Here is a 20,850-nt window from a genome sequence, read left to right on the forward strand (position 1 = left end):
GATGCGCCCGACGGAATCCGAAGGCAGCCGCCGGAGGCGGCAACGAGGATGAGGATGGGGGAGTCCGGAGCGAAGGCTCCGGACCGCAATCGTAGCCCCGCGCTCCCCAGCCGCCGCCGTGCCAGGCGGCTTAAGAACCACAGCCGCCGTGCCACGGCCGCCGTGCCAGGCGGCCCAAGAACCCCAGCCGCCAAGCCAAACGGCCCAAAGACCCCCACCGCAGCAATCACAACCCACGCCTGCAATAAAATCCCCCCCATGAACTCCCCCGACCCCCTCCCCGAGCCCGCCGATCTAGACCGTCGTTTCGGCGCCCTGTCGCGCCTGTACGGCCCCGAAGCCCCCGCCCGCATCCGCAACGCCCATGTGGCCGTCGCGGGATTGGGAGGCGTCGGCTCCTGGACCGTCGAAGCGCTGGCGCGTTGTGGGGTAGGGGCGTTGACACTCATCGACCTGGATCACATCGCCGAATCCAACGTCAACCGGCAGATCCACGCGCTGAGTTCGACGCTCGGGCAGTCCAAAGTCGATGCGATGGCCGAGCGCGTGCTTGCCATCAATCCGGAATGCAACATCACGCGCGTAGATGACTTCGTCTCGCCCGAGAATGTGGCCGACGTGCTCCCCGGCCCGTACACGGTCATCATCGACTGCACCGACCAAGCGGCCGCGAAGATCGCGATGATCCTGCACGCACGCAAGCTCAAGACGCCGATGTTGCTGTGCGGCGGGGCCGGCGGCAAAACGGATCCGCTCGCCTTGCGCGCCGGAGACCTGTCGCACGCGCTCAACGACGCGCTGCTGGCCAAGTTGCGCAACAAGTTGCGGCGGGAACACGGATTCCCCCGGGCTTCCGACAAAAACGGCAAAGCGCTCAAGAGAGTGCCCAAAATGGGCATCCATGCGTTGTGGTTCGACCAGCCCGCCATCCTGCCCGACGCCTGGACCCGCCCTCGTGAAGGCGAAGACGACATGGGCGCGTCCGGCATGAACCTGGCGCCGCAGGGGCTGTCGTGCGCGGGTTACGGGTCCGTCGTCACCGTGACCGCCGCCATGGGCATGGCTGCCGCCAACGAAGCGCTGCGCCTGGCGGTCTGAGACCACCCTGGCGCAGCAAGGCCTGACAACTCACGCGTTCAAAGCGCCACGAACACCACACCGTCCTCGATCCGGACGGGATAAGTCGCAATATTCTCGCGCAGCGGAGAACAGAGCGCGCGGCCGTCGCGCACATCGAAACGGCCTTGGTGCAGCGGGCATTCGATTTCGTGGCCGGTCAGGAATCCATCGCACAGCCTGGCATTGCCGTGCGTACAGAGAATGTCGGTCGCGAAGACCTCGCCGTCCACGCCGTACAGCGCGATCTCGCGCTCGCCCGCCAGCACGGCGATGACGTCCTCTTCCGGTACCTCGTCACGTCCGATCGCCTTGATCCATTGCACACTCATTCTCGTCCTCTCCTTCAGATGGGATAGATCAGCGAATTCGGAATCAGCTCGCTGTCGAAGATGCACAGCCGCGACTCGAACTTCAGACCGTCCGGCGTCTGGCGTATCACGTCCAGATAGCGGCCCACGTTGAACACGGTGGTCAACTGGCTGGGCTTGGTGCGGAACACCGCGTAGTTGGCTTCGGACTCGATGCGGCCGTCCTGCACCAGCAGAACGCGCGGCGATCCCACCACGTGGCGCTGGTAATAGGGATCGTGGAAGATCGTCTCGGTGGCGCCGTAGATGCGATCCTTCAGCATGCCGCGGCTTTCGAACGCCATGGTGGCCAGGGGAAAGCCGCGCTCGTAGTTTTCGCGCGGCAGCACCTTGTACACGCAATCCTCCACGAAAAAGTCGGGCCATTTCTCCCATTCGCCGGCGTCCAGCGCCGCCGCGTAATCGGTGTACAGGCGGCTCAATTGGTAATACAGCGGGAAGTCCAGCATCGTCAGGCCTCCATCACACGGCGCCAGTACGCGTACATGCCGCGTATCAGCGTTTCCGTGACCATGTGGTCGGTGTTCTCGGCGGTCTTTCCGCCCAGTTCCGCCACGCTGCGGTGCCAGGGTTTTTGTTCGAACCCGGACTGCGAGAACTCGATGACCTCGCCATCGTCGGCCGACACGAAGCCCGCCGGCCCGAAGAGGTTGGCCTGGCGCAGGCGCCGTTGCGTCATTTCAGGGCTGTCGTCGGCAAAGCCGAAATGCGTCCAGACGAAGTCGAACGCGTCGCGGCCCACCGGCTGGATGTGGCGGGTGGACAGCGAATTCACCTGCTGCTGGATGATCACGCTGGGAAACAGCGTCATCAGCACCGCGGTGGGACCGTTCCACCAGGGTTCCTGCACGATGTCCAGGAAGCGGTCGTCGTTCAGCGACATCTGCTCTTTGAAGCTGGACACGCCGCTGGTGACGGTGCCCTTGCCGCCCTGGCCGCGCGTGGAGATCATGGCGGCATGGCGGAAATGCTGGTCCATCTTCAGTTCCGAGCGATTGTCCGCGCGCCACAGCCCGAAAGTCACGAACCACGTGTGCAGCAGGCCGGGGTGATAGGGATCCTTGATGTTCTCCTGCATCAGCTTCCAGTTGCCCGGAATGCGCTGCCGGCTGTAGCCGTGGATCACCAGTTCACGTCCGTCGAAGACGCGGTCGAAGTAATGCAGGATATCGGGGCCCAGATAATCCTCCAGCGGCTCGACGCCATGATCGAACGAGGCGAACACCACGCCGTTGCGACAGGCGACCGCCAGCTTGGTCAGGCCGTGGTCCTCGGGCTTGAAGTCGGGCGGCATGCCGCCGTTGATCTTGCCGTCCTGCTTCACGCCGCGACGGAACGGCACGCCGATCAGGTTGCCCTGCAGGTCGTAATTCCACTGGTGGTAGGGACACACGAACTCGCTGCGGTTGCCGGCGCGTTCTCGGCAGAACTGCACACCGCGGTGGGCGCACACGTTTTCCACCACGCGCACCTGGCCGTCGTTGTCGCGCAGCAGGATGACCGAACGTTCGCCCACCACGGTGCGCTTGAAGTCGCCGGCGTTCGGGATCTCGGCTTCCAGGCCCACGTAGCTCCAATGCCCGCGATAGAAGAAGCGGTCCAGTTCGCGCTGGTGCAGCGCGGCATCGGTGTACACGCCGAAGGGAATGCGATGGGAGCCGTCGCCCTGCCAGGGCGGGACGATATGGACGGGATATTCAGGGGCGTTCATGGGGCGCCCCGCGGACAGGGCGTGGCGATGCGATGCGTGCAGGCGCGCATGGTTTGTCTCCGTTTTCCTACTGGCCGCGCGGCGGCCGGGCAGAGCCTTGCGCGACATGGGCGCAGGCGTTTGGCGCATCATCGGGCACGCCACGAAATTAATAAATAGAATCTGGCTTATTACATAAATCACCAAAATCAATATTGGTGGAGACAAGCGCATGAACCTGAAAGACGTGGACCTGAATCTGCTCGTCGTCTTCAATGAACTGCACAAGCATGGCCGCGTGTCGGCCGTGGCGGCAAGCCTGGGCATATCCCAGCCCGGCGTCAGCAATGCGCTGGGGCGGTTGCGCAAGCTGCTGGGCGACGAGCTGTTCCTGCGCACGTCGCGCGGCATGGTGCCGACGCCTTATGCCGAAAGCCTCGCCCGTCCCATCGCCGACGCGCTGGGCGCGCTGCACGGCACCTTGAATGCGCGAATGGCATTCGATCCGGCGCGCAGCGAGCGCGCCTTCGTGATCGGCGTGAACGACGTGGGAGAAACCTACTTTCTGCCGCGCCTGATGCGGGCCCTGGACGGCGTGGCGCCCGGCGTCACGATCCGCACGGTCCGCACCACATCCATCGATGTCCGGGACGAAATGGAACGTGGGCGCATGGACCTGGCCATGGGCTTTCTTCCGGGATTGAAGGGCGGCTTTTTCCAGCGCCGGCTGTTCAGCCAGCCTTACGTCTGCATCTTCCGCCAGGACCATCCGCTGGCGCGCTCGGGCGTGTCCGCCAGGCAGTTCCGGGCGGCCGAGCACGTCGCCATCGTGTCCGAAGGCACGGGCCATGGCGTGGTGGACGAAGTGATCGAGCGCGCCGGCATCCGCCGGCGCTTGAGGCTGACAGTGCCGCACTTCATGGCGGTGGGACCGGTGCTGCAGGCCACCGACATGATCGCGGTGGTGCCGCAGCGCTTCGCCGACTGCGCCTGCGGCCCGTTCGGGCTGGCGGCGGCGCCGTGTCCGGTGAAGATCCCGGAATCCGTCATCAACGTGTTCTGGCACGCCCGCAACCACCGCGAGGCCGCCAACCAGTGGCTGCGGCAAGTGGTGGTGGACGTGTTCGCGGATTGACGGCGGGACGGGGCGCGAGATTCGCCGTCAGACGTCCCGGAACGTCACCGTGAACCAGCCGCGCAGTGCATTCGACAGGCGGACCTCGTCGGCGGCGTGCAGGTCGGCCAGGGTCAGCACGCGTTCCTTCGCCTTGCCGGCATCCAGCAGGTGGGCGCGCTGCACGCCGGGCAGGCAGCCGCTGTCCACCGGCGGGGTGTACCAGGCGTCGCCCATGCGCAGATAGACGTTGCTGCGGCTGCCCTCGCAGAGTTCGCCGCGTTCGTTCAGGTAGACCAGGTCGAAGATGTGCGGGTGCGCGGGCAGCCATTCGATGGTCTTGGTGTACCAGGGGCGGTGCGTGGTCTTGTAGCGCAGCAGGGGCTCGCTGGAGCGCAGCGCTTCGGGGGCCAGCATGATTTCCTGGTGCGCGGGCAGCGGGGGCAGGACTGCGGTCTGGATGTGGCGGCTGCCGTCGCGCGCGACCAGCAGGCGCAGGCGGTGCGGCCCGGGCGTGCCCAGCGCCATCACGGCGACCAGGATGTCGCCTTCGACGGCGCGTCCGCCCCACACATAGCCCAGCGCCTTGCAGGACGCCTCAAGGCGGTACAGGTGGCGCGCCAGCAGGGGCACGTTGCCGGACGCTTCAACCAGGATGGTCTCGATCAATTCGGGCTGCATGGAACTCTCCTGGATTGCGGCGGGCGGGGCCGCTCTATGCTACTACCGCCGGGCGGCTTTGCGCGCTCAGGCGCGCAGGATGCGGGCTTTCCAGTGGCACTCCTGCCATTCCTCGGCGGGGTCCGAATCGTAGACGATGCCGCCGCCGACGCTGTAGACGCCTTGGCCGTTCTGGCCAAGGACAAGCGTGCGGATGGCGACGTTCAACGAAAAGTCGCCATCCGGGGCAAGCCAGCCCACGCTGCCGCAATACAGTCCGCGCGGCGCGGATTCCATCTGGCGGATGCGGCGCATCGCGGCCACTTTCGGCGCTCCCGTGATGGAACCGCAGGGAAAAAGCGCATGCAGCACGTCCGACAGCGACGCGTCGGGCGCCCTGGCGGACACGGTGGACGTCATGGTCCAGACGGTCGGGTAGCGTTCCAGCGAGAACAGGGCGTCCACCTTGACCGAACCCGGCTCGGCCAGCCGGCCGAGGTCGTTGCGCAGCAGGTCGACGATCATCAGGTTTTCAGCGCGGTTCTTTACGCTGGCCAGCAATTCCCGACCCAGGCGCTCGTCCTCGACCGGATCCGGATGGCGTGGGGCCGTCCCTTTCATGGGGCGAGTCGTGAGGACGGGGCCGTCCCGCCGGACGAAAAGCTCCGGAGAAAACGACAGCACGGTGCGCTCGCCATCCTGGATGAAGGCGCCGTGGGCGACGGGATTGCGCGCGGCAATGCGCCGGTAGAGCGTGGCTGGATCGCCCTGGAACTGCAGATCCAGCGGCTGCGTGAAATTGATCTGGTAGAGCTCGCCGTCGCGGATCAGCCCGCGTATGGCGTCGATCTGGCGGACGTAGCCGGATTCGGTCATGCGGGGCGCGGGCAGGCTGATGGCGGCCGACGGCGCGTCAGCGTCGGGGGCGTCCCAGGGCGCTTCGTCGATCTTGCGCTCGAACACCAGCGCGGTCAGGCGTGCGCGGCCGTCGTCGCTCGGGGGCGCCCAGGACCCGGCCGGCGCGGGCAGGGCGGCTTCCGGAAGAAGCCATTCGCCCAGCTCGTAATCCAGCAGCAGGGCGATCCAGCGCCCCTGCTGCCGCGCGGCGTCGATGGCCGCCAGGGCCGGGGCGACCTCGGCGGCGGTGCGCGCCTCGATGCGGAAGCAGAATCCGTCCAGCCGCAGCGCGCGCCCGGCCAGCCGGTCTTCGAAACGACATTCCATGGCTGTTTACGGCTGTTGTTGCGCCAGGAACTCGGTCAGGACCCGGCCCGTGTGGGAATGGTCGGCCAGCGTCATGACGTGCTCCGGAGAGCCTTCGCCCACGAGTTGTCCGCCACCCGTGCCGCCTTCGGGGCCCAGGTCCAGCAGCCAGTCGGCTTCGGCGATGACGTCCAGGTTGTGTTCGATCACCACCACCGTGTTGCCGGCCTCGACCAGGCGGTGCAGCACGTGGATCAGCTTTTCGACGTCCGCCATCGACAGGCCCACCGTGGGCTCGTCCAGCACGTACAGCGTGTGCGGGATGCGCGACGCGCGGCCGGTCTTGATCAGGCCGTCGGTCAGCCGCGCCTTGGACAGTTCGGTCACCAGCTTGATGCGCTGCGCTTCACCGCCCGACAGGGTGGGCGACGGCTGTCCAAGCGTCAGATAGCCCAGGCCGACGTCCTGCATGAGTTGCAGCGGACGATGGATCTTGGGATGCGCCGCGAAGTAGCCGATGGCGTCGTCCACTTCCATGGACAGCAGCTCGCCGGCGTTCTTGCCGCGCATCTGCACGCTGAGCGTGTCGTTGTTGAAGCGCGCGCCGTTGCAGGCGTCGCACGGCACCTTCACGTCCGGCAGGAAGTTCATCTCGATGGTGCGCATGCCCTGGCCTTCGCAGATCGGGCAGCGGCCGTCGCCGGTGTTGAACGAGAAGCGCGCCGCCGTCCAGCCGCGCATGCGGGCCTCGCGGGTGTCGGCGAACTGCTTGCGCACGTCGTCCCAGAAACCCACGTAGGTGGCGGGGCACGAGCGCGGCGTTTTACCGATGGGCGTCTGGTCCACTTCCAGCACGCGGTCGATGGCCTCCCAGCCCTTGATGCTTTCGCAGCCCGCCCAACCCGGCGCCTTGCCTTGCGAGACGGCCTGGGTCAGGTTGTCCAGCAGCACTTCGCGCGCCAAGGTGGATTTGCCGGACCCGGAGACGCCAGTCACCACGCTGAGGCGGCCCACCGGGATGCGGGCGTCGACGCTGCGCAGGTTGTGCAGGCGCGCGCCGCGGATTTCGATCATGGGCGTGTCGGCCTCGACCGGACGGCGGCCTTGCAGCGGATGCGCAAGCGGCGTCTTCAGGTATCGGCCGGTCACCGATTCGGGCGAATCGATCACGTCCTGCACCGTGCCCTGCGCCACCACGCGGCCGCCGCGGATGCCCGCGCCCGGTCCGATGTCGATGACGTGGGAGGCGCGGCGGATCGTGTCGTCATCGTGTTCGACGACCACCAGCGTGTTGCCGTTGCCTTCCAGGCGCGCCAGCGCATCCAGCAGGATGCGGTTGTCGCGCGGGTGCAGGCCGATGGTGGGTTCGTCCAGCACGTAGCAGACGCCTTGAAGGTTCGAACCCAGCTGCGCGGCCAGGCGGATGCGCTGCGCCTCGCCGCCGGAAAGCGTGGGCGCGGCGCGGTCCAGCGCCAGGTAGTTCAGCCCCACTTCCTGCATGAAGTTCAGGCGGCCGCGGATTTCGGCCAGAATGTCGCGAGCGATCTCGCCTTCACGGCCGCGCGCCACCAGCCCGGTGAAGAAGGTGTGCGCGTCGGATACGGGCAGCGACGCCAGTTCGGCAATCGACTTGTCGCGCCAGCGCACGGCCCGCGCGACGCGGTTCAATCGCTGGCCGTCGCATTGCGTGCAGGTCTTGGCCTCGCCTTCGTACCAGGCGTTCCAGGCGGTTTCCTCGCCGGTCTGCTCTTCGTCGAAGCCCTGCAATTGCAGGCCCGTGCCGTAGCAGCCCGTGCACCAGCCGTGCTTGGAGTTGTACGAGAACAGGCGCGGATCGGGTTCGGGGAAGCTGGTGCCGCAGGACGGGCAGGCGCGCTTGACCGAAAAATGCTGTTGCTGCAGTTCGCTGTTCAGGGCCTCATGCAGCTTGTTCACGGGCCAGACCACCGACATCACGCCCTGGCCGTTTTCCAGCGCGCTTTTGACCGCCGCGCGCAGGTCGGCTTCGTTGGCCGGATCGACCACGACATCCGCCACCGGCAGTTCGATGGTGTGTTCCTTGTAGCGGTCCAGGCGCGGCCAGGGGGCCACGGGAATGAATTCGCCGTCCACGCGCAGATGCGAGTGGCCCTTGGAGCCAGCCCACTTGGCCAGGTCGGTGTAATAGCCCTTGCGCGCGGTGACCAGCGGGGCCAAAAGGCCGATGTGCTCGCCCTTGTGCTCGCGCAGCAGGCGCGCCACGATCTGGTCGGTGTTTTGCGGTTCGACCGCCACGTTGCAGTCCGGGCAGTACTGCGTGCCCAGCTTCACGTAGAGCAGGCGCAGGAAATGGTGGATTTCCGTCATCGTGGCCACGGTGGACTTGCGGCCCCCGCGGCTGGTGCGCTGTTCGATCGCGACGGTGGGCGGGATGCCGAAGATCGCGTCCACGTCGGGCTTGCCGGCCGGCTGCACGATGGCTCGCGCATAGGCGTTCAGGGATTCCAGATAGCGGCGCTGGCCCTCGTTGAACAGGATGTCGAACGCCAGCGTGGATTTGCCCGAGCCCGACACGCCCGTGATGACGGTGAACTTGTCGTGGGGGATCTCGACGCTGATGTTCTTCAGGTTGTGTTCGCGCGCGTTGCGGATTTCAATCGCCATGTTGCCGTGGCGGCGTTCGCGCACCAGGGACTGCAACGGCGTGCCTTCGCCGGCGCCATAGGACGCGTCGGGTTCGGCGATGCGGGCCGTCAGGCCCGCCTGCTCGACTTCCTGCGCGTCGGCGTCGTTGCTGACCACGACGTCGGCCTGCCCGCCCACCACTACATCGGTGGGCAGGATGCTGGTTTCGTAGTCGCGCAGTGCGGCGCCGGTATGCGACCGCGGATTGTCCATCAGGTCCTGCGGCGTGCCCGTGCCGATCACCAGGCCGCCGGCGTCGCCGCCTTCGGGACCCAGGTCGATCAGCCAGTCGGCCGCCCGAATCACGTCCAGGTTGTGCTCGATGACCAGCAGCGTGTGGCCTGCGGCCAGCAGCTTGCGGAACGCGCGCATCAGGCGAGCGACGTCGTCGAAGTGCAGGCCGGTGGTGGGTTCGTCGAACAGGAACAGGCTGCCCTTCTTGGCGACCTTGGCGGTCGAGATGCCGCTGCGCGCGGCCTCGGCCAGGTGGCCGGCCAGCTTCAGGCGCTGCGCCTCGCCGCCCGACAGCGTGGGCACGGGCTGGCCGAGCCGCACGTATTCCAGGCCCACGTCGGCCAGGGGCGCCAGGCCCGTCTGCACGTCGCGCAGGCCTTTGAAGAATTCCAGCGCCTCGCTGACCGTCATCTCCAGCACTTGGTCGATGGACGCGCTCTTGCCCAGGTGCTCGACGCGCACTTCCAGCACTTCGGGGCGGAAGCGCTTGCCGTCGCAATCGGGGCAGCGCAGGTACACGTCGGACAGGAACTGCATTTCAACGTGTTCGAAGCCGGTGCCGCCGCAGGTGGGGCAGCGGCCGTCGCCGCCGTTGAAGCTGAACGTGCCGGCCGTGTAGGCGCGTTCGCGCGCCAGCGGGGCCTGGGCGAACAGCTTGCGGATCGCGTCGAACGCGCCGACATAGCTGGCCGGATTGGAGCGCGCGGTCTTGCCGATGGGGGTCTGGTCCACCATGACCACGTCGGCGATCTGCTCGGCGCCCAGCAGGCGGTCGAAGGCGCCCGGCGCCTCCGAGGGCTTGCCCTTCTGCTTGAGCAGCGCCGGGTACAGCACGTCCTGCACCAGCGTGGACTTGCCGGAACCGGACACGCCGGTGATGCAGACCAGGCGGCCGAGCGGCAGCTCGACCGAAACGTTTTTCAGGTTGTGCGCGTTGACGCCTTCCAGAAGCAGGCGCGGCGTGTTGGCCGCCACCGGCATCGGGCGCGGCGCTTCCACGCGCATGCGGCCGCCCAGGTAGTCGCCGGTCAGCGTCGGGGCTGCGCGCAGGCTGTCGGGCGATCCGTCGAACACGATGCGGCCGCCGCGTTCGCCGGGGCCGGGCCCGATGTCGATGATGCGGTCGGCGGCCACCATGACCTGCGGATCGTGCTCGACGACCACCAGCGTGTTGCCCGCGTTGCGCAGGCGATGCATGACCTCGACGACCCGGTGCATGTCGCGCGGGTGCAGGCCGATCGACGGCTCGTCCAGCACGAACAGCGTGTTCACCAGCGAGGTGCCAAGCGCCGTGGTCAGGTTGATCCGCTGCACTTCGCCGCCCGACAGCGTGCGGCTCTGGCGATCCAGCGTCAGGTAACCCAGGCCGACGTCGCACAGGAATTTGAGGCGCGCGCGGACCTCGGTCATGAGCAGGTCGGTCGCGGCGTCCAGCGCGCCGGAGAAGGACAGCGTGTCGAAGAAACGCCGCACCCGTTCGATGGGCAGCAGCATCACGTCATGGAGCGACAGTCCGTCCAGGCCATTGAGCTGTTCGCGGCTCCAGGTGGTGCCGACGGGCATGAAGCGCTTGTAGCGGCCGTCTTCGGGCGGCAGCACGGCGTCGGCCTCGTCCTTGGCGCCCAGGCGCCACAGCAGCGCGTCGGGCTTCAGGCGCGCGCCGTTGCAGGCGGGGCAGGGCGTATAGCTGCGGTATTTGGACAGCAGCACGCGCACGTGCATCTTGTAGGCCTTGGTCTCCAGCCAGTCGAAGAAGCGCTGCACGCCGTACCACTGGTGCTTCCAGGCGTCGTTGCCGCCCTTCCAGTCGGGCGTGCCGTAGAGCACCCAGCGCTTGTGCTCGTCGCTCATGTCCTTCCAGGGCACACCCAACGGCACGCCGGCGCGCGGCGCGTACTTTTGCAGGTCGTCCTGGCATTCTTTGTACGAAGGCGTGGTCCAGGGCTTGATGGCGCCTTCGAGCAGGGTTTTTTTCTCGTCCGGGATCACCAGGCCGAAATCGATGCCGATCACGCGGCCGAAGCCGCGGCAGGACTCGCACGCGCCCAGCGGCGAATTGAACGAGAAGCTGCTGGGCAGCGGGTCGGTGTATTCGATGTCGCAGTCGGCGCAGTGCAGGCGGTCGCTGTATTTCCAGATATGCGCGTCGTTGCCGTCGGCGTCCATGACGTAGACGGCGATATGGCCGGCTCCCATGCGCAGCGCCGTGTCCAGCGCTTCCATGATGCGTTCGCGCTCGGTGCCGGCAAAGCGGAAGCGGTCCTGAATCACGTGCAGGATGCGGCGCGCTTCCGTTGCAGCCTTTGCAGCCTTGGCCTTTTTGGCTCCCTTGGCCGCCGGCGCGGCGGCGCGCGGGGCGGCGTTTTCCTCGGCGTGCACGCGGGTGTAGCCCTGCTGCTCGAGGAAGCCACGCACTTCGTCTTCGGTGAAGTTGGCGGGCACGGCGATGGGGAAGGTCACGACCAGGCGCGGGTCACCCGCAGCGGCGGCGCGCTCGGCCAGCGAGTGATAGACCGAATCCGGCGTGTCGCGGCGAACCAGCTTGCCGCAGCCGCGGCAGTACAGCCGTGCGCCCCGCGCGAACAGCAGCTTCAGGTGGTCGTTCAGCTCGGTCATCGTGCCGACCGTGCTGCGCGAGCTGCGCACCGGGTTGGTCTGGTCGATGGCGATGGCCGGCAGGATGCCTTCGATGCGATCCACCTGGGGCTTGTCCATGCGGTCCAGGAACTGGCGCGCGTAGGGCGAGAAGGTCTCCACATAGCGCCGTTGGCCCTCGGCGTACAGGGTGTCGAAGGCCAGCGAACTTTTACCGGACCCCGAAACCCCGGTGACGACAACCAGTTCGCCGGTGGCGATGGTCAGGTCCAGGTTCTTGAGATTGTTCTGGCGGGCGCCAACGATGCGGATATGGGAGCTCATGGACGGTATCGTAGCCTGACGGAAGAGGCATGCCGGCGCGGCCTTCCATTGCTGGTCGGGGGCGCGTCGATATGGAATAATTGACTATATTGTGAGGCGGCTGTCCATATTGTGGACAATCTTCGCCTCGGAAGCTGTACAAATAAACAGTATCGCAGATTCGTCTGAATATCGCGTTGTTTGCGTTGCGCATCTGCTGGGCTATCGCCTTTATTTGGGGACGTTTTTGCCAGAATCCAGGGTCGCGGGCGCGGCAGCGTTCGGAAAATTCATGACGGTGCTGCAAGCGGTGGCGGACGCCCCGCAGCCGCCCACGGCCGCGATGCTGGCGCGCACCTGCGGCTTTCCCCGCCCCACGGTCTACCGCATCGTTGCGGCGCTTGCCGAGCAGGGCATGGTCGCCGAAGCCGGCGGCGCCTATCGATTGGGCCCGCGGCTGATGGCGCTGGCCAGCCGCGCCTGGTCGCAGTTCGACCTGCGCGCCGCGCTCGCGCCGGACTTGCAGGCGCTGCGCGACCAGACCGGCGAAACGGTCCACCTGGCGGTTCCCGCCGGCGCCGAGATGATCTACATCGACAAACTCGAAAGCCCCGGCCCGGTGCGCATGGTCTCGCGCGTGGGCACGTCCGTGGCCCTGCACTCCAGCGCGGTGGGCAAGGCCTACCTGGCCGCGCTGGACGAGCCCGCGCGCGAACGGCTGCTGCGCGACCTGCCGCTGCCCGGGCGCATGCCTGCCACGCTGACGAGCCTGCCCGCGCTGCGCGCCGCGCTGGGCGAGGCGGCGTCGCGCGGATATGCGATGGACAACGAGGAAAACGAAGCCGGCATCGTCTGCTATGGCGTGGCGCTTTGCGACGCGGCCGGCCAGCCCGTCGCCGGTGTCAGTGTCAGCACGTTGTTGTTCCGGCGCCGTGACGACCCGCAATCCGCCTATATCGAACCCTTGCTGCGGCTGCGCGACGCCGCCGCGGCCAAACTCGCCGTCCTGCCGGCATCGTCCGGCGGCGCCTGACCGTCAGCCCCAGAGGAAATCCATGACCGCATCCGCTGCTCCCATCGCCTCCAAGCTTGCCGCCCTGCTCGCCGCCCGGGTCGTGCCCGTGCTGCGCTATACCGACGCCGCAACCGCCGCCTACGCGGCCGAAGTCGCGGTTTCGGCCGGCTGCACGACGCTGGAGCTCACCTGGACCGTCCCCAACGTCACCGACCTGGTGCGCGCGCTGCGCGACAAACATGGCGCGGGCCTTTTGCTGGGTGTGGGCACCGTGCTGGACGAGGCCCAGGCGCGCGACGCGCTGGTGGCGGGCGCCGACTTCCTGGTGTCGCCCGCCTTGGTCCCCGAAATCGTCGACATGGCGCATGCCGCGGACGCGCTGTGCATGCTGGGCGCGTTCACGCCGTCCGAGGTGCTGGCCGCCCGTCGCGCGGGCGTGGACGTCGTGAAGGTGTTCCCGGCGGACACCGGTGGGCCCAAGCACCTGGCCGCACTGAAGTCCGTCTATCCCGACACGATCTTCTGCCCCACGGGTGGCGTCACCCAGGAAAACATGGGCACGTACTTCGCGGCCGGCGCAGGCCTGGTCGGCATCGGCAGCAACCTTTACGACAAGGCCGCCTTTGCCGCGCGCGACACCGCCGCGCTGGTGGAGCAGATTACCCGTACCCGCGAGGCCGCCCATGGCTGACTTCGACATCGTCGCGCTGGGCGAGCCCCTGATCGAATTGAACCAGACCAGCAAAGACCAGCTTAAATACCTGCAAGGTTTTGGCGGCGACACGTCCAACGCGGCCATCGCCGCGGCGCGGCAGGGCGCGCGCTGCGCCTACCTGACCCGCGTGGGCGACGACGCCTTCGGCCGCCTGTTCCTGGATCTCTGGAAGGCCGAGGGCGTGGATACGTCCGGCGTCCAGACGGATGCCGACGCCCATACCGGCCTGTACTTCGTGCAGCACGGCCCGGACGGCCACGCCTTCAGCTATCTGCGCCGCGGATCCGCGGCTAGCCGGATGACGCCCGCATTCCTGGACGGCGGCCTGATCGAACGCGCCCGCTTCCTGCATGTGTCGGGCATCAGCATGGCCATCAGCACCAGCGCCTGCGACACCGTCTTCGCCGCGATGGAACGCGCCCATGCGGCCGGCGCGCAGGTCAGTCTGGACTCGAACCTGCGGCTGCGCCTGTGGCCCGTGGATCGCGCGCGCGCCATCCTGCGTGAAGCGATGCGTTCGGCCGATCTCTTCCTGCCCAGCATGGACGACATGCAACATCTCACCGGCAACGACGATCCCGAGCGCACGCTCGACTGGATCCGGGAAGGCGGCGCGCCGGGCGTGGTGGTGTTGAAGCTGGGCAAAGACGGCTCGATCATCGATGACGGTCGCAGCCGCAAGCCCATGCCGGCCTTGCGCGTAAAGGCCATCGACGCCACGGGCGCGGGCGACTGCTTTGCCGGCAGCCTGTTGGCGCGCCGCTGCCAGGGTGACTGCTGGGAAGACGCCGTGCGCTACGCCAACGCAGCGGCGGCCTTGTCCACGCTGGGGTACGGCGCGGTCGATCCCCTGCCGCGCGCGGAACAGGTCTGGGAACGCCTGAAAGACACGGCGGGCTGAACGCCTGCTCGACCTGGCCGGCTTGGGCGCTCCAGGCCGCCCCTGGGGGACGGTGGAGCCCGGCTGGCCCCCCCCCGCGATTTGATTTGTCCCTTGTTTGTGGGAAATGCGCGCGGAACCGGGTAGGGCGCCGCCAAATCCCGCTCATTGGCGTGGTCTTCAAATTTCAGGCTAAAATGCCAAGTTATCCGAATTTTTCCGCCAGCCCTTTTTCCGGTTGTGCGGGCCACTTTCCGCAAATTCAACAGGAGAATCAACATGGCTGAACGCAAACGCGTGCGTCGTAACACCCTGGAACGCCGTTGCCTGGGCAAGGCCTTCAAGCGCTTGTTCGTCAAGTCGCCCAAGGGTGTTTTCAAGATGCTGGAAAAGGTCAAGCGCGTCTAATCGACGTGTTCGGCCCGGTGAATCCACACGGATGAACCTGGCCTGACCTTTAGAAAAAAACCGCAAGGCATGCCCTGCGGTTTTTTTTCGTCCTCGCGATGCGTCAGGGCTGCGGCGGGCCGAGCTTTGGACGAATGAAATCCATGAAGGCCCGCGTCTTGGCGGGCTGGATGCTGGACGGGAACACCACGTAGATCGAGATCGGGTCCACCGACCAGCCCGGCAACACGCGCCGCAGCGAATTGCGCTGGATGATCGGCTCCAGCGCCAGGCAATGCGGCATGCGCGTGATGGCAAGGTCCAGTCCCGCCAGCGTGCCCGCGATGCTCATGTTGTTCGCGGCCAGATGGCCCTTGACGGGGATGCGCTGCGTGATCGCGCCGTTGTGCAGCGTCCAGTACGAATGCGCTTCGTCGATGGTCGTGCGCAGGCATTGGTGCTGCGACAGATCCGCAGGGGTCTGGGGTTCGCCGTGGCGTTCCAGGTAGCGGTCGGACGCGTACAGGTGGTTTTCCAGCGACACCAGTTCATGCACCACCGCGCCCTCGATGGCGGGCAGCGGCGCACCGTTGCCGTTGTCCGACGCCGCGCCTGGATAATCGCCTTCGCGGCCAAAGCGCAGCACGATGTCGAACGGCGTGCCCTGCGCATCCGACGCGGTCAGCATGCTCAGGTCGAACTCGCATTCGACGTCGGGGTAGCGGTCGGTGAAATCGTTGATGGTTTCAGGCAGCAGCCACATCGCCAGGCTGTACGGCATGGATACCCGCAGGTTGCCGGACGGTCCGCCCGACAGCGACAGCAACTGCTCGTGCGCAAGGCGCGCCTCGTCGATCAGGCCCTGGCAGCGCCGCATGTAGGCTGCGCCCGCCTCGGTGAGGTCCAGCCGGCGCGTATTGCGGTTGATGAGCCGCAGGCCGATCGCGCGTTCGAGTTCGTTGATCCGGCGCGACAGCGTGGACGTCGGCATGTCCAGCGCGCGAGCCGCCTGGCTGAAGCTCTTGCGCTTGGCAACCTCGACGAACAAGGCGATGTCATTGAGCTGGACGGACGAAGCTTCCATAGGTGTTCCGAATTGGGCCGCCCGAGTTTACGCCACTACGACGCGCGCCCAACGCCCGGCCGAGCCAGCCGCTTCAAAAAAAAGCGCACGGATTGTCAGATTTGATTGCAAATTCAAATGCCGTGGCATCGGTTGGCACAGGCATATCCCCTACACTTCAGGCGAAACACATAAGAACCAAGACCGCAGCGGTTTCTTTGAAGATCGCAAGGGGCACAGCAGGCATGACCGATACACCGATTTTCTTCACAGTTCTGACGCCAACCTACAACCGGGCCGGCACGTTGCACCGGGTTTACGAATCGCTGTGCCAGCAAACTTTCCGGGACTTCGAATGGGTAGTCGTGGACGACGGATCCACCGACAACACGCACGAGTCCATCCTGGGCTGGCAGGCGCGGGCCGATTTTCCGATCCGCTACGTCTGGCAGAACAACCAACACAAAAAGACAGCCTTCAATCGCGGCGTGCGCGAGGCGCGCGGCAAGATGATCGTCGGGCTGGACAGCGATGACGAGATGCCGCCCAACGCCCTGGCCACGTTCAAAGAGGCCTGGGACGCCATTCCGCCAGCTCGACGCGATTCCTATGTGGCGGTGACCGGCCTGTGCGCGCGCCCGGACGGCGCCATCGTCGGCGACCGCTTTCCGCAGGACGTCTTCGACAGCACGTCCGTCGATGTCTATTTCCGGTATCGCATCAAGGGCGAGAAATTCGGCTGTATGCGCACCGACCTGCTCAGGAAATATCCTTTTCCCGAGAACGTCGCGGGGTTCGTGCCCGAAAGCCTGGTCTGGTGGGCGATTGCGCGCGCCGGCTACCTCAGCCGCTTCATCAACCGCGTCGTGCGCACCTATCACGATACGCCGGGCGGCTTGACCCAGGGCTCGGTGTCCGTCTCCAACAATGCCCAGGGGCTTTATCTGCTGGCCTGGGACATGCTGCAGCATCACCTGGAATTCTTCCGCTATCGTCCGCGGGAGTTCCTCATGGCCGCGGCGCGCTACACGCGCTTTCGCCTGCACCTGAAGCACTCGGGCGTGCCGAATGCGTTGCAGGCCTATCGGCTGACCAATCCCGTGGCCACCTTCCTGGTCGGGATGATGTGGCCGCTGGGCTATGCGCTTTATCGCCGCGACCGGCGACGCGGCGTCGCGTAGCCGCCTCACCCACCGGCGCCAGGTGGCTGGCGCCGCGATCAACCGGCTGGCGCGGCCGCGCCGTGCCCCAACCCCAGGTAGACCTCCACCACGCGCGGATCCTGCGCCACTTCAGCGGCCGGTCCCTCGAGAGTAACGGCGCCGGTTTCCAGCACGTAGGCGTAGTCCGCCACCTGCAGCGCTGCTCGCGCATTCTGTTCGATCAGCAGTATGGACACGCCCATTTCTCGCAACCGGGCGACGATGCGGAACACCTCGCGCACGATGCGCGGCGCCAGGCCCAGGCTGGGTTCGTCCAGCATCAGCAGGCGCGGCTTGGCCATCAAGGCGCGGCCCACGGCCAGCATCTGGCGTTCGCCGCCCGACAGGGTGCCCGCAAGCTGGGCGCGCCGCTCCTGCAGGCGGGGGAACAGCTCGTAGACCTCGGCCAGCGTCTGGTCCTGATCGCGCACGCCGCGGCGATAGCGGTCGAAGGCGCCCAGCATCAGGTTGTCCTCGACGGTCATCTCGGCGAAGAGCTCGCGCTTTTCGGGCACGAGATTCATGCCGGCGGCCACCATTTCCTCGATCTCCGCGTGGTCCTGTTCCTTGCCGCCGAAAAGGATCTTTCCTTGTGACGGCAGCACGCCCATGATCGCGGACAGCAGCGTGGTCTTGCCCGCGCCGTTAGGACCGATCACGGTCACGATCTGGCCTTCGCCCACGGCCAGGCTGACGCCCGAGACCGCTTCCACCTTGTCGTACGCCACGCGCAGGTCGCGCACTTCCAGCAATTTCGCGCTCATCTATTCCACTCCGCCCAGATAGGCCTCAAGCACTGCGGGGTTCTGCTGGATTTCGCCCGGCAGGCCTTCGGCGATCTTTTCGCCGAAGTCCATGACCACGACGCGGTCCACCAGACCCATCACGAAGTCCATGTCGTGTTCGACGAGCAGGATGGCCATGCCTTCGGCGCGCAGCTTTTTCAGCAGGTCGGCCAGTTCGCGCTTTTCCTGGTAGCGCAGTCCTGCCGCGGGCTCGTCCAGCAGCAGGATGCAGGGATCCGATGCCAACGCGCGCGCGATCTCCAGGATGCGCTGCTGTCCCAGGGCCAGGGAGCCGGCCTCGTCGTGCAGGTGCTTGCCCAGGCCCACGCGCTCGACCTGGCGCGCGGCTTCGGCCAACAGGCGCGCCTCTTCAGGACGGTCCAGTCGCCAGGCGGCCGGCAGCACGCCACGGTGTCCGCGCAGGTGCGCGCCGATCGCCACGTTTTCCAGCACGCTCATTCGGCCCAGCAGGCGCACGTGCTGGAAGGTCCGGGACAAGCCCAGGCGCGCGATCCGGCGCGCGCCGGCGCCGGCCACGGGCTGGCCCAGCAGGGTGACCTGGCCGGAAGTCGGCGTGTCCACGCCGGATATCTGGTTGAACATCGTGCTCTTGCCGGCGCCATTGGGGCCGATCAGCGCCAGCACTTCGCCAGCGCGGATTTCCAGGTTCATGGCGTTGTTCGCGACCAGTCCGCCGAACTTGCGCGTGACGTCCACGGCCTTCAGCACGACCTCGCCGCGCGGCGGCATGGTCCGGCGGGGCAGCGGCTCGGCCGACATGTCCAGCTTGCGGACCGGCTTCTTCACGGGAACCCAGCGGGTCAACACCGGCCACAGGCCGCTGCGTGCGCGGTGCAGCAGCAGCACCATGCCAAAGCCGAACACGATGACCTCGAAGTTGCCGGTCTGTCCCAGCACCTTGGGCAGCAGGTCCTGCAGCCACTGCTTGAGCACCGTGAAGACGCCGGCGCCGACCAGCGCGCCCCAGACCTGCCCGGCGCCGCCGATGACGGTCATGAACAGGTACTCGATGCCCATCTGCAGCCCGAAGGGATTCGGGTTCACGAAACGCTGCATGTGCGCGTACAGCCAGCCCGAGGCGCAAGCCTGCAGGGCGGCGATGACGAAGATCACCATGCGCGACCGCGCCGTGTCCACGCCCATGGATTCGGCCATGACGCGGCCACCCTTGAGCGCGCGGATCGCGCGGCCTTCACGCGAGTCCAGCAGGTTCTGGGTCGACCAGATGGCCACCAGCAGGAAAGCCCAGATCAGGTAGTAGATGCTGCCGCCCTGGTTGAGCGCCCAGCCAAACAGATTGATGGCGGGAATGTCCGGGATGCCGGTGTGGCCGCCCAGGCCTTCGACGGAGCCGAAGACGAAGTACAGCGACAGGCCCCAGGCGATGGTTCCCAGCGGCAGGAAGTGTCCCGACAGTTTCAGCGTGATCGCGCCCAGCAGGTAGGCCAGCGCCAGCGTCAGCGCCAGGCCCGCCAGCAGCGTCAGCCAGGGCGACGCGCCCAGCCACGCCAGCCACGAGGGCAGGGTGTCGGCGCGAGTGGTGAGCAGCGCCGTGGTGTAGGCGCCCACGCCCACGAAGGCGGCCTGTCCGAAGCTCGTGAGTCCGCCAACCCCGGTCAGCAGCACCAGGCCCAGCGCCACCAGGGCGTACAGGCCGATGTAGTTCAGCAGCGTTACGTAGAACGGCGGCAGCACCAGCGGGCCGAGCGCCAGCAGGGCCAGGAAGGCGAGGAGGATGTGGCGCGGCGTCATTCGTCTTCTTCCTCGACGTGATGGCTTTTGAGTGAACGCCAGAGCAGCACGGGGATGATCAGCGTGAACACGATGATTTCTTTGTAGGCGCTGGCCCAGAAGGAGGAGAAGGCCTCGATCAGGCCGACCAGCACCGCGCCGGCCGCGGCCAGCGGGTAGCTCACCAGGCCGCCGATGATGGCGCCCACGAAGCCTTTCAGGCTGACCATGAATCCAGAATCGAAATACATGGTGGTGATCGGCGCGATCAGGATGCCCGACACCGTGCCGATCAGCGCGGCCAGAAAGAAGGTGGCCTTGCCCGCGAAGACCGGCGAAATGCCCATCAGGCGCGCGCCCAGCCGGTTGAAGGCCGCGGCTCGCAGCGCCTTTCCATACATGGAGCGCTCGAAGAACTGGTAGAGCACGACGATCAGCAGCGCCGATACCGCCACCACCCACAACGCCTGGCTGTTGACGTTGATGGGGCCCAGAGCAAGCGCGGCGTCGTTGAAGGGCGCCGTGCGGGCGCCTTCCGCGCCGAAGGCCAGCAGGCCCAGCCCAACCAGCGCCAGGTGGACGGCGATGGAGACGATCAGCAGCACCAGCGTCGAGGCCGACGCGATGGGCTGGTAGAACAGGCGGTACAGCTGCGGACCCATCGGCACGACAAGCAGCAGCGTCAGCAGCGCCTGCACCGCCATCGGAAGCTGGGCCAGCGGCAGGCGGTAGAACAGCGCGGCCAGCACCAGCGGATAGATCACCTTGGCCGCCATGCGCCAGATTCCGCGGTTGCGGCCCGGACGCTTGCGGCGCGCCATCAGGTCGGCCGCCACTTCGGCCAGTGCGAAGGCGAACAGCAGCCATACCAGCAGGACGGGCTTGCCGGCCTGCAGGGCCGCCATCGTCAGCGCGCCGAAGGCGACGAATTCGCCCTGCGGGATGAACAGCACGCGGGTGACGGTAAAGACCAGCAGGATGGACAACGCCAAGAGCGCGTAGATGGCGCCGTTGGTGATGCCGTCCTGCCCGAGTATCAAGGCAATCTGGGCATTCATGCGAAATTCCGGGTAAGACAGACAAGCGGATGCCCCCCCGAAG

The 20,850-nt window shown here is 66.7% G+C and carries 17 protein-coding genes; 7 read left to right on the top strand and 10 right to left on the bottom strand.

All coding sequences use genetic code 11. The annotated features are described in order from the left end of the window. Positions 1–258: 258 nt before the first annotated feature. Positions 259–1,098 carry a tRNA threonylcarbamoyladenosine dehydratase gene (locus RT614_RS26485; protein WP_313625308.1) on the top strand — a complete coding sequence of 280 codons (840 nt, stop codon included), beginning with the start codon at positions 259–261 and terminating at the stop codon, positions 1,096–1,098. A gap of 38 nt (positions 1,099–1,136) precedes the next feature. On the opposite strand, the gene RT614_RS26490 is transcribed toward RT614_RS26485, so the two are convergent. Genes RT614_RS26490 through RT614_RS26500 form a run of 3 tightly spaced genes read right to left on the bottom strand, consistent with a single transcriptional unit; the run spans position 1,137 to position 3,198 of the window. Then, on the bottom strand, positions 1,137–1,448 hold the full coding sequence (locus RT614_RS26490) for a non-heme iron oxygenase ferredoxin subunit (RefSeq protein WP_313625309.1): 312 nt from the start codon (positions 1,446–1,448) through the stop codon (positions 1,137–1,139). A 14-nt stretch (positions 1,449–1,462) separates the two neighbouring features. Then, positions 1,463–1,936, bottom strand: a complete 474-nt coding sequence (locus RT614_RS26495; RefSeq protein ID WP_313625310.1) for an aromatic-ring-hydroxylating dioxygenase subunit beta — start codon at positions 1,934–1,936, stop codon at positions 1,463–1,465. A 2-nt stretch (positions 1,937–1,938) separates the two neighbouring features. Further along, positions 1,939–3,198, bottom strand: a complete 1,260-nt coding sequence (locus RT614_RS26500) for an aromatic ring-hydroxylating dioxygenase subunit alpha (protein WP_313625312.1) — start codon at positions 3,196–3,198, stop codon at positions 1,939–1,941. A gap of 211 nt (positions 3,199–3,409) precedes the next feature. Between RT614_RS26500 and RT614_RS26505 the strand changes: the two genes are divergently transcribed. After that, entirely contained in the window at positions 3,410–4,312 is a 903-nt protein-coding gene (locus RT614_RS26505) for a LysR family transcriptional regulator (protein WP_313625313.1), read from the top strand. 27 nt (positions 4,313–4,339) lie between these two features. Here the strand turns inward: RT614_RS26505 and RT614_RS26510 are convergent, their stop codons facing one another. The 3 genes from RT614_RS26510 to uvrA form a co-directional block, all read right to left on the bottom strand. Next, positions 4,340–4,972: an aminotransferase class IV family protein gene (locus RT614_RS26510; RefSeq protein WP_313625315.1), complete on the bottom strand. Its 633-nt coding sequence runs from the start codon at positions 4,970–4,972 to the stop codon at positions 4,340–4,342. 66 nt (positions 4,973–5,038) lie between these two features. Beyond that, complete coding sequence (locus RT614_RS26515; protein ID WP_313625316.1) at positions 5,039–6,175, bottom strand: aminodeoxychorismate synthase component I; 1,137 nt, start codon at positions 6,173–6,175, stop codon at positions 5,039–5,041. Between the two features lie 6 nt (positions 6,176–6,181). Further along, complete coding sequence (gene uvrA, locus RT614_RS26520; RefSeq protein ID WP_313625317.1) at positions 6,182–11,971, bottom strand: excinuclease ABC subunit UvrA; 5,790 nt, start codon at positions 11,969–11,971, stop codon at positions 6,182–6,184. 271 nt (positions 11,972–12,242) lie between these two features. Here uvrA and RT614_RS26525 point away from each other — a divergent pair, with 271 nt between their 5' ends. The 4 genes from RT614_RS26525 to RT614_RS26540 all read left to right on the top strand — a co-directional run bounded on the left by RT614_RS26525 (position 12,243) and on the right by RT614_RS26540 (position 14,968). Next, positions 12,243–12,983 (top strand): IclR family transcriptional regulator, encoded by a 741-nt coding sequence (locus RT614_RS26525; protein ID WP_313625319.1) that lies wholly within the window; start codon positions 12,243–12,245, stop codon positions 12,981–12,983. Between the two features lie 22 nt (positions 12,984–13,005). Then, the gene (locus RT614_RS26530) at positions 13,006–13,656 is read left to right on the top strand and encodes a bifunctional 4-hydroxy-2-oxoglutarate aldolase/2-dehydro-3-deoxy-phosphogluconate aldolase (RefSeq protein ID WP_313625320.1); all 651 of its coding nucleotides are present in this window, start codon (positions 13,006–13,008) and stop codon (positions 13,654–13,656) included. Then, entirely contained in the window at positions 13,649–14,581 is a 933-nt protein-coding gene (locus RT614_RS26535) for a sugar kinase (protein WP_313625322.1), read from the top strand. The genes RT614_RS26530 and RT614_RS26535 overlap by 8 nt, the downstream gene beginning before the upstream one ends. A gap of 258 nt (positions 14,582–14,839) precedes the next feature. Beyond that, positions 14,840–14,968: a hypothetical protein gene (locus RT614_RS26540; protein ID WP_019936597.1), complete on the top strand. Its 129-nt coding sequence runs from the start codon at positions 14,840–14,842 to the stop codon at positions 14,966–14,968. Between the two features lie 103 nt (positions 14,969–15,071). Here RT614_RS26540 and RT614_RS26545 read toward each other — a convergent pair whose 3' ends face one another. Further along, positions 15,072–16,031, bottom strand: a complete 960-nt coding sequence (locus tag RT614_RS26545; protein WP_313625327.1) for a LysR family transcriptional regulator — start codon at positions 16,029–16,031, stop codon at positions 15,072–15,074. Between the two features lie 224 nt (positions 16,032–16,255). On the opposite strand from RT614_RS26545, the gene RT614_RS26550 reads away from it, so the two are divergent. Next, positions 16,256–17,191 carry a glycosyltransferase family A protein gene (locus RT614_RS26550; RefSeq protein WP_313625329.1) on the top strand — a complete coding sequence of 312 codons (936 nt, stop codon included), beginning with the start codon at positions 16,256–16,258 and terminating at the stop codon, positions 17,189–17,191. A gap of 38 nt (positions 17,192–17,229) precedes the next feature. Here RT614_RS26550 and RT614_RS26555 read toward each other — a convergent pair whose 3' ends face one another. The 3 genes from RT614_RS26555 to RT614_RS26565 are packed head-to-tail and all read right to left on the bottom strand — an operon-like array spanning position 17,230 to position 20,807. After that, the gene (locus RT614_RS26555) at positions 17,230–17,976 is read right to left on the bottom strand and encodes an ABC transporter ATP-binding protein (RefSeq protein WP_313625331.1); all 747 of its coding nucleotides are present in this window, start codon (positions 17,974–17,976) and stop codon (positions 17,230–17,232) included. Further along, on the bottom strand, positions 17,977–19,770 hold the full coding sequence (locus RT614_RS26560) for a branched-chain amino acid ABC transporter ATP-binding protein/permease (protein ID WP_313625332.1): 1,794 nt from the start codon (positions 19,768–19,770) through the stop codon (positions 17,977–17,979). It abuts the gene before it with no gap. After that, positions 19,767–20,807: a branched-chain amino acid ABC transporter permease gene (locus RT614_RS26565; protein ID WP_313625333.1), complete on the bottom strand. Its 1,041-nt coding sequence runs from the start codon at positions 20,805–20,807 to the stop codon at positions 19,767–19,769. The genes RT614_RS26560 and RT614_RS26565 overlap by 4 nt, the downstream gene beginning before the upstream one ends. Positions 20,808–20,850: the final 43 nt, after the last annotated feature.

The organism is Achromobacter sp., assembly GCF_032102605.1.
In the GTDB taxonomy this organism is placed as follows: Bacteria; Pseudomonadota; Gammaproteobacteria; order Burkholderiales; family Burkholderiaceae_B; genus Achromobacter.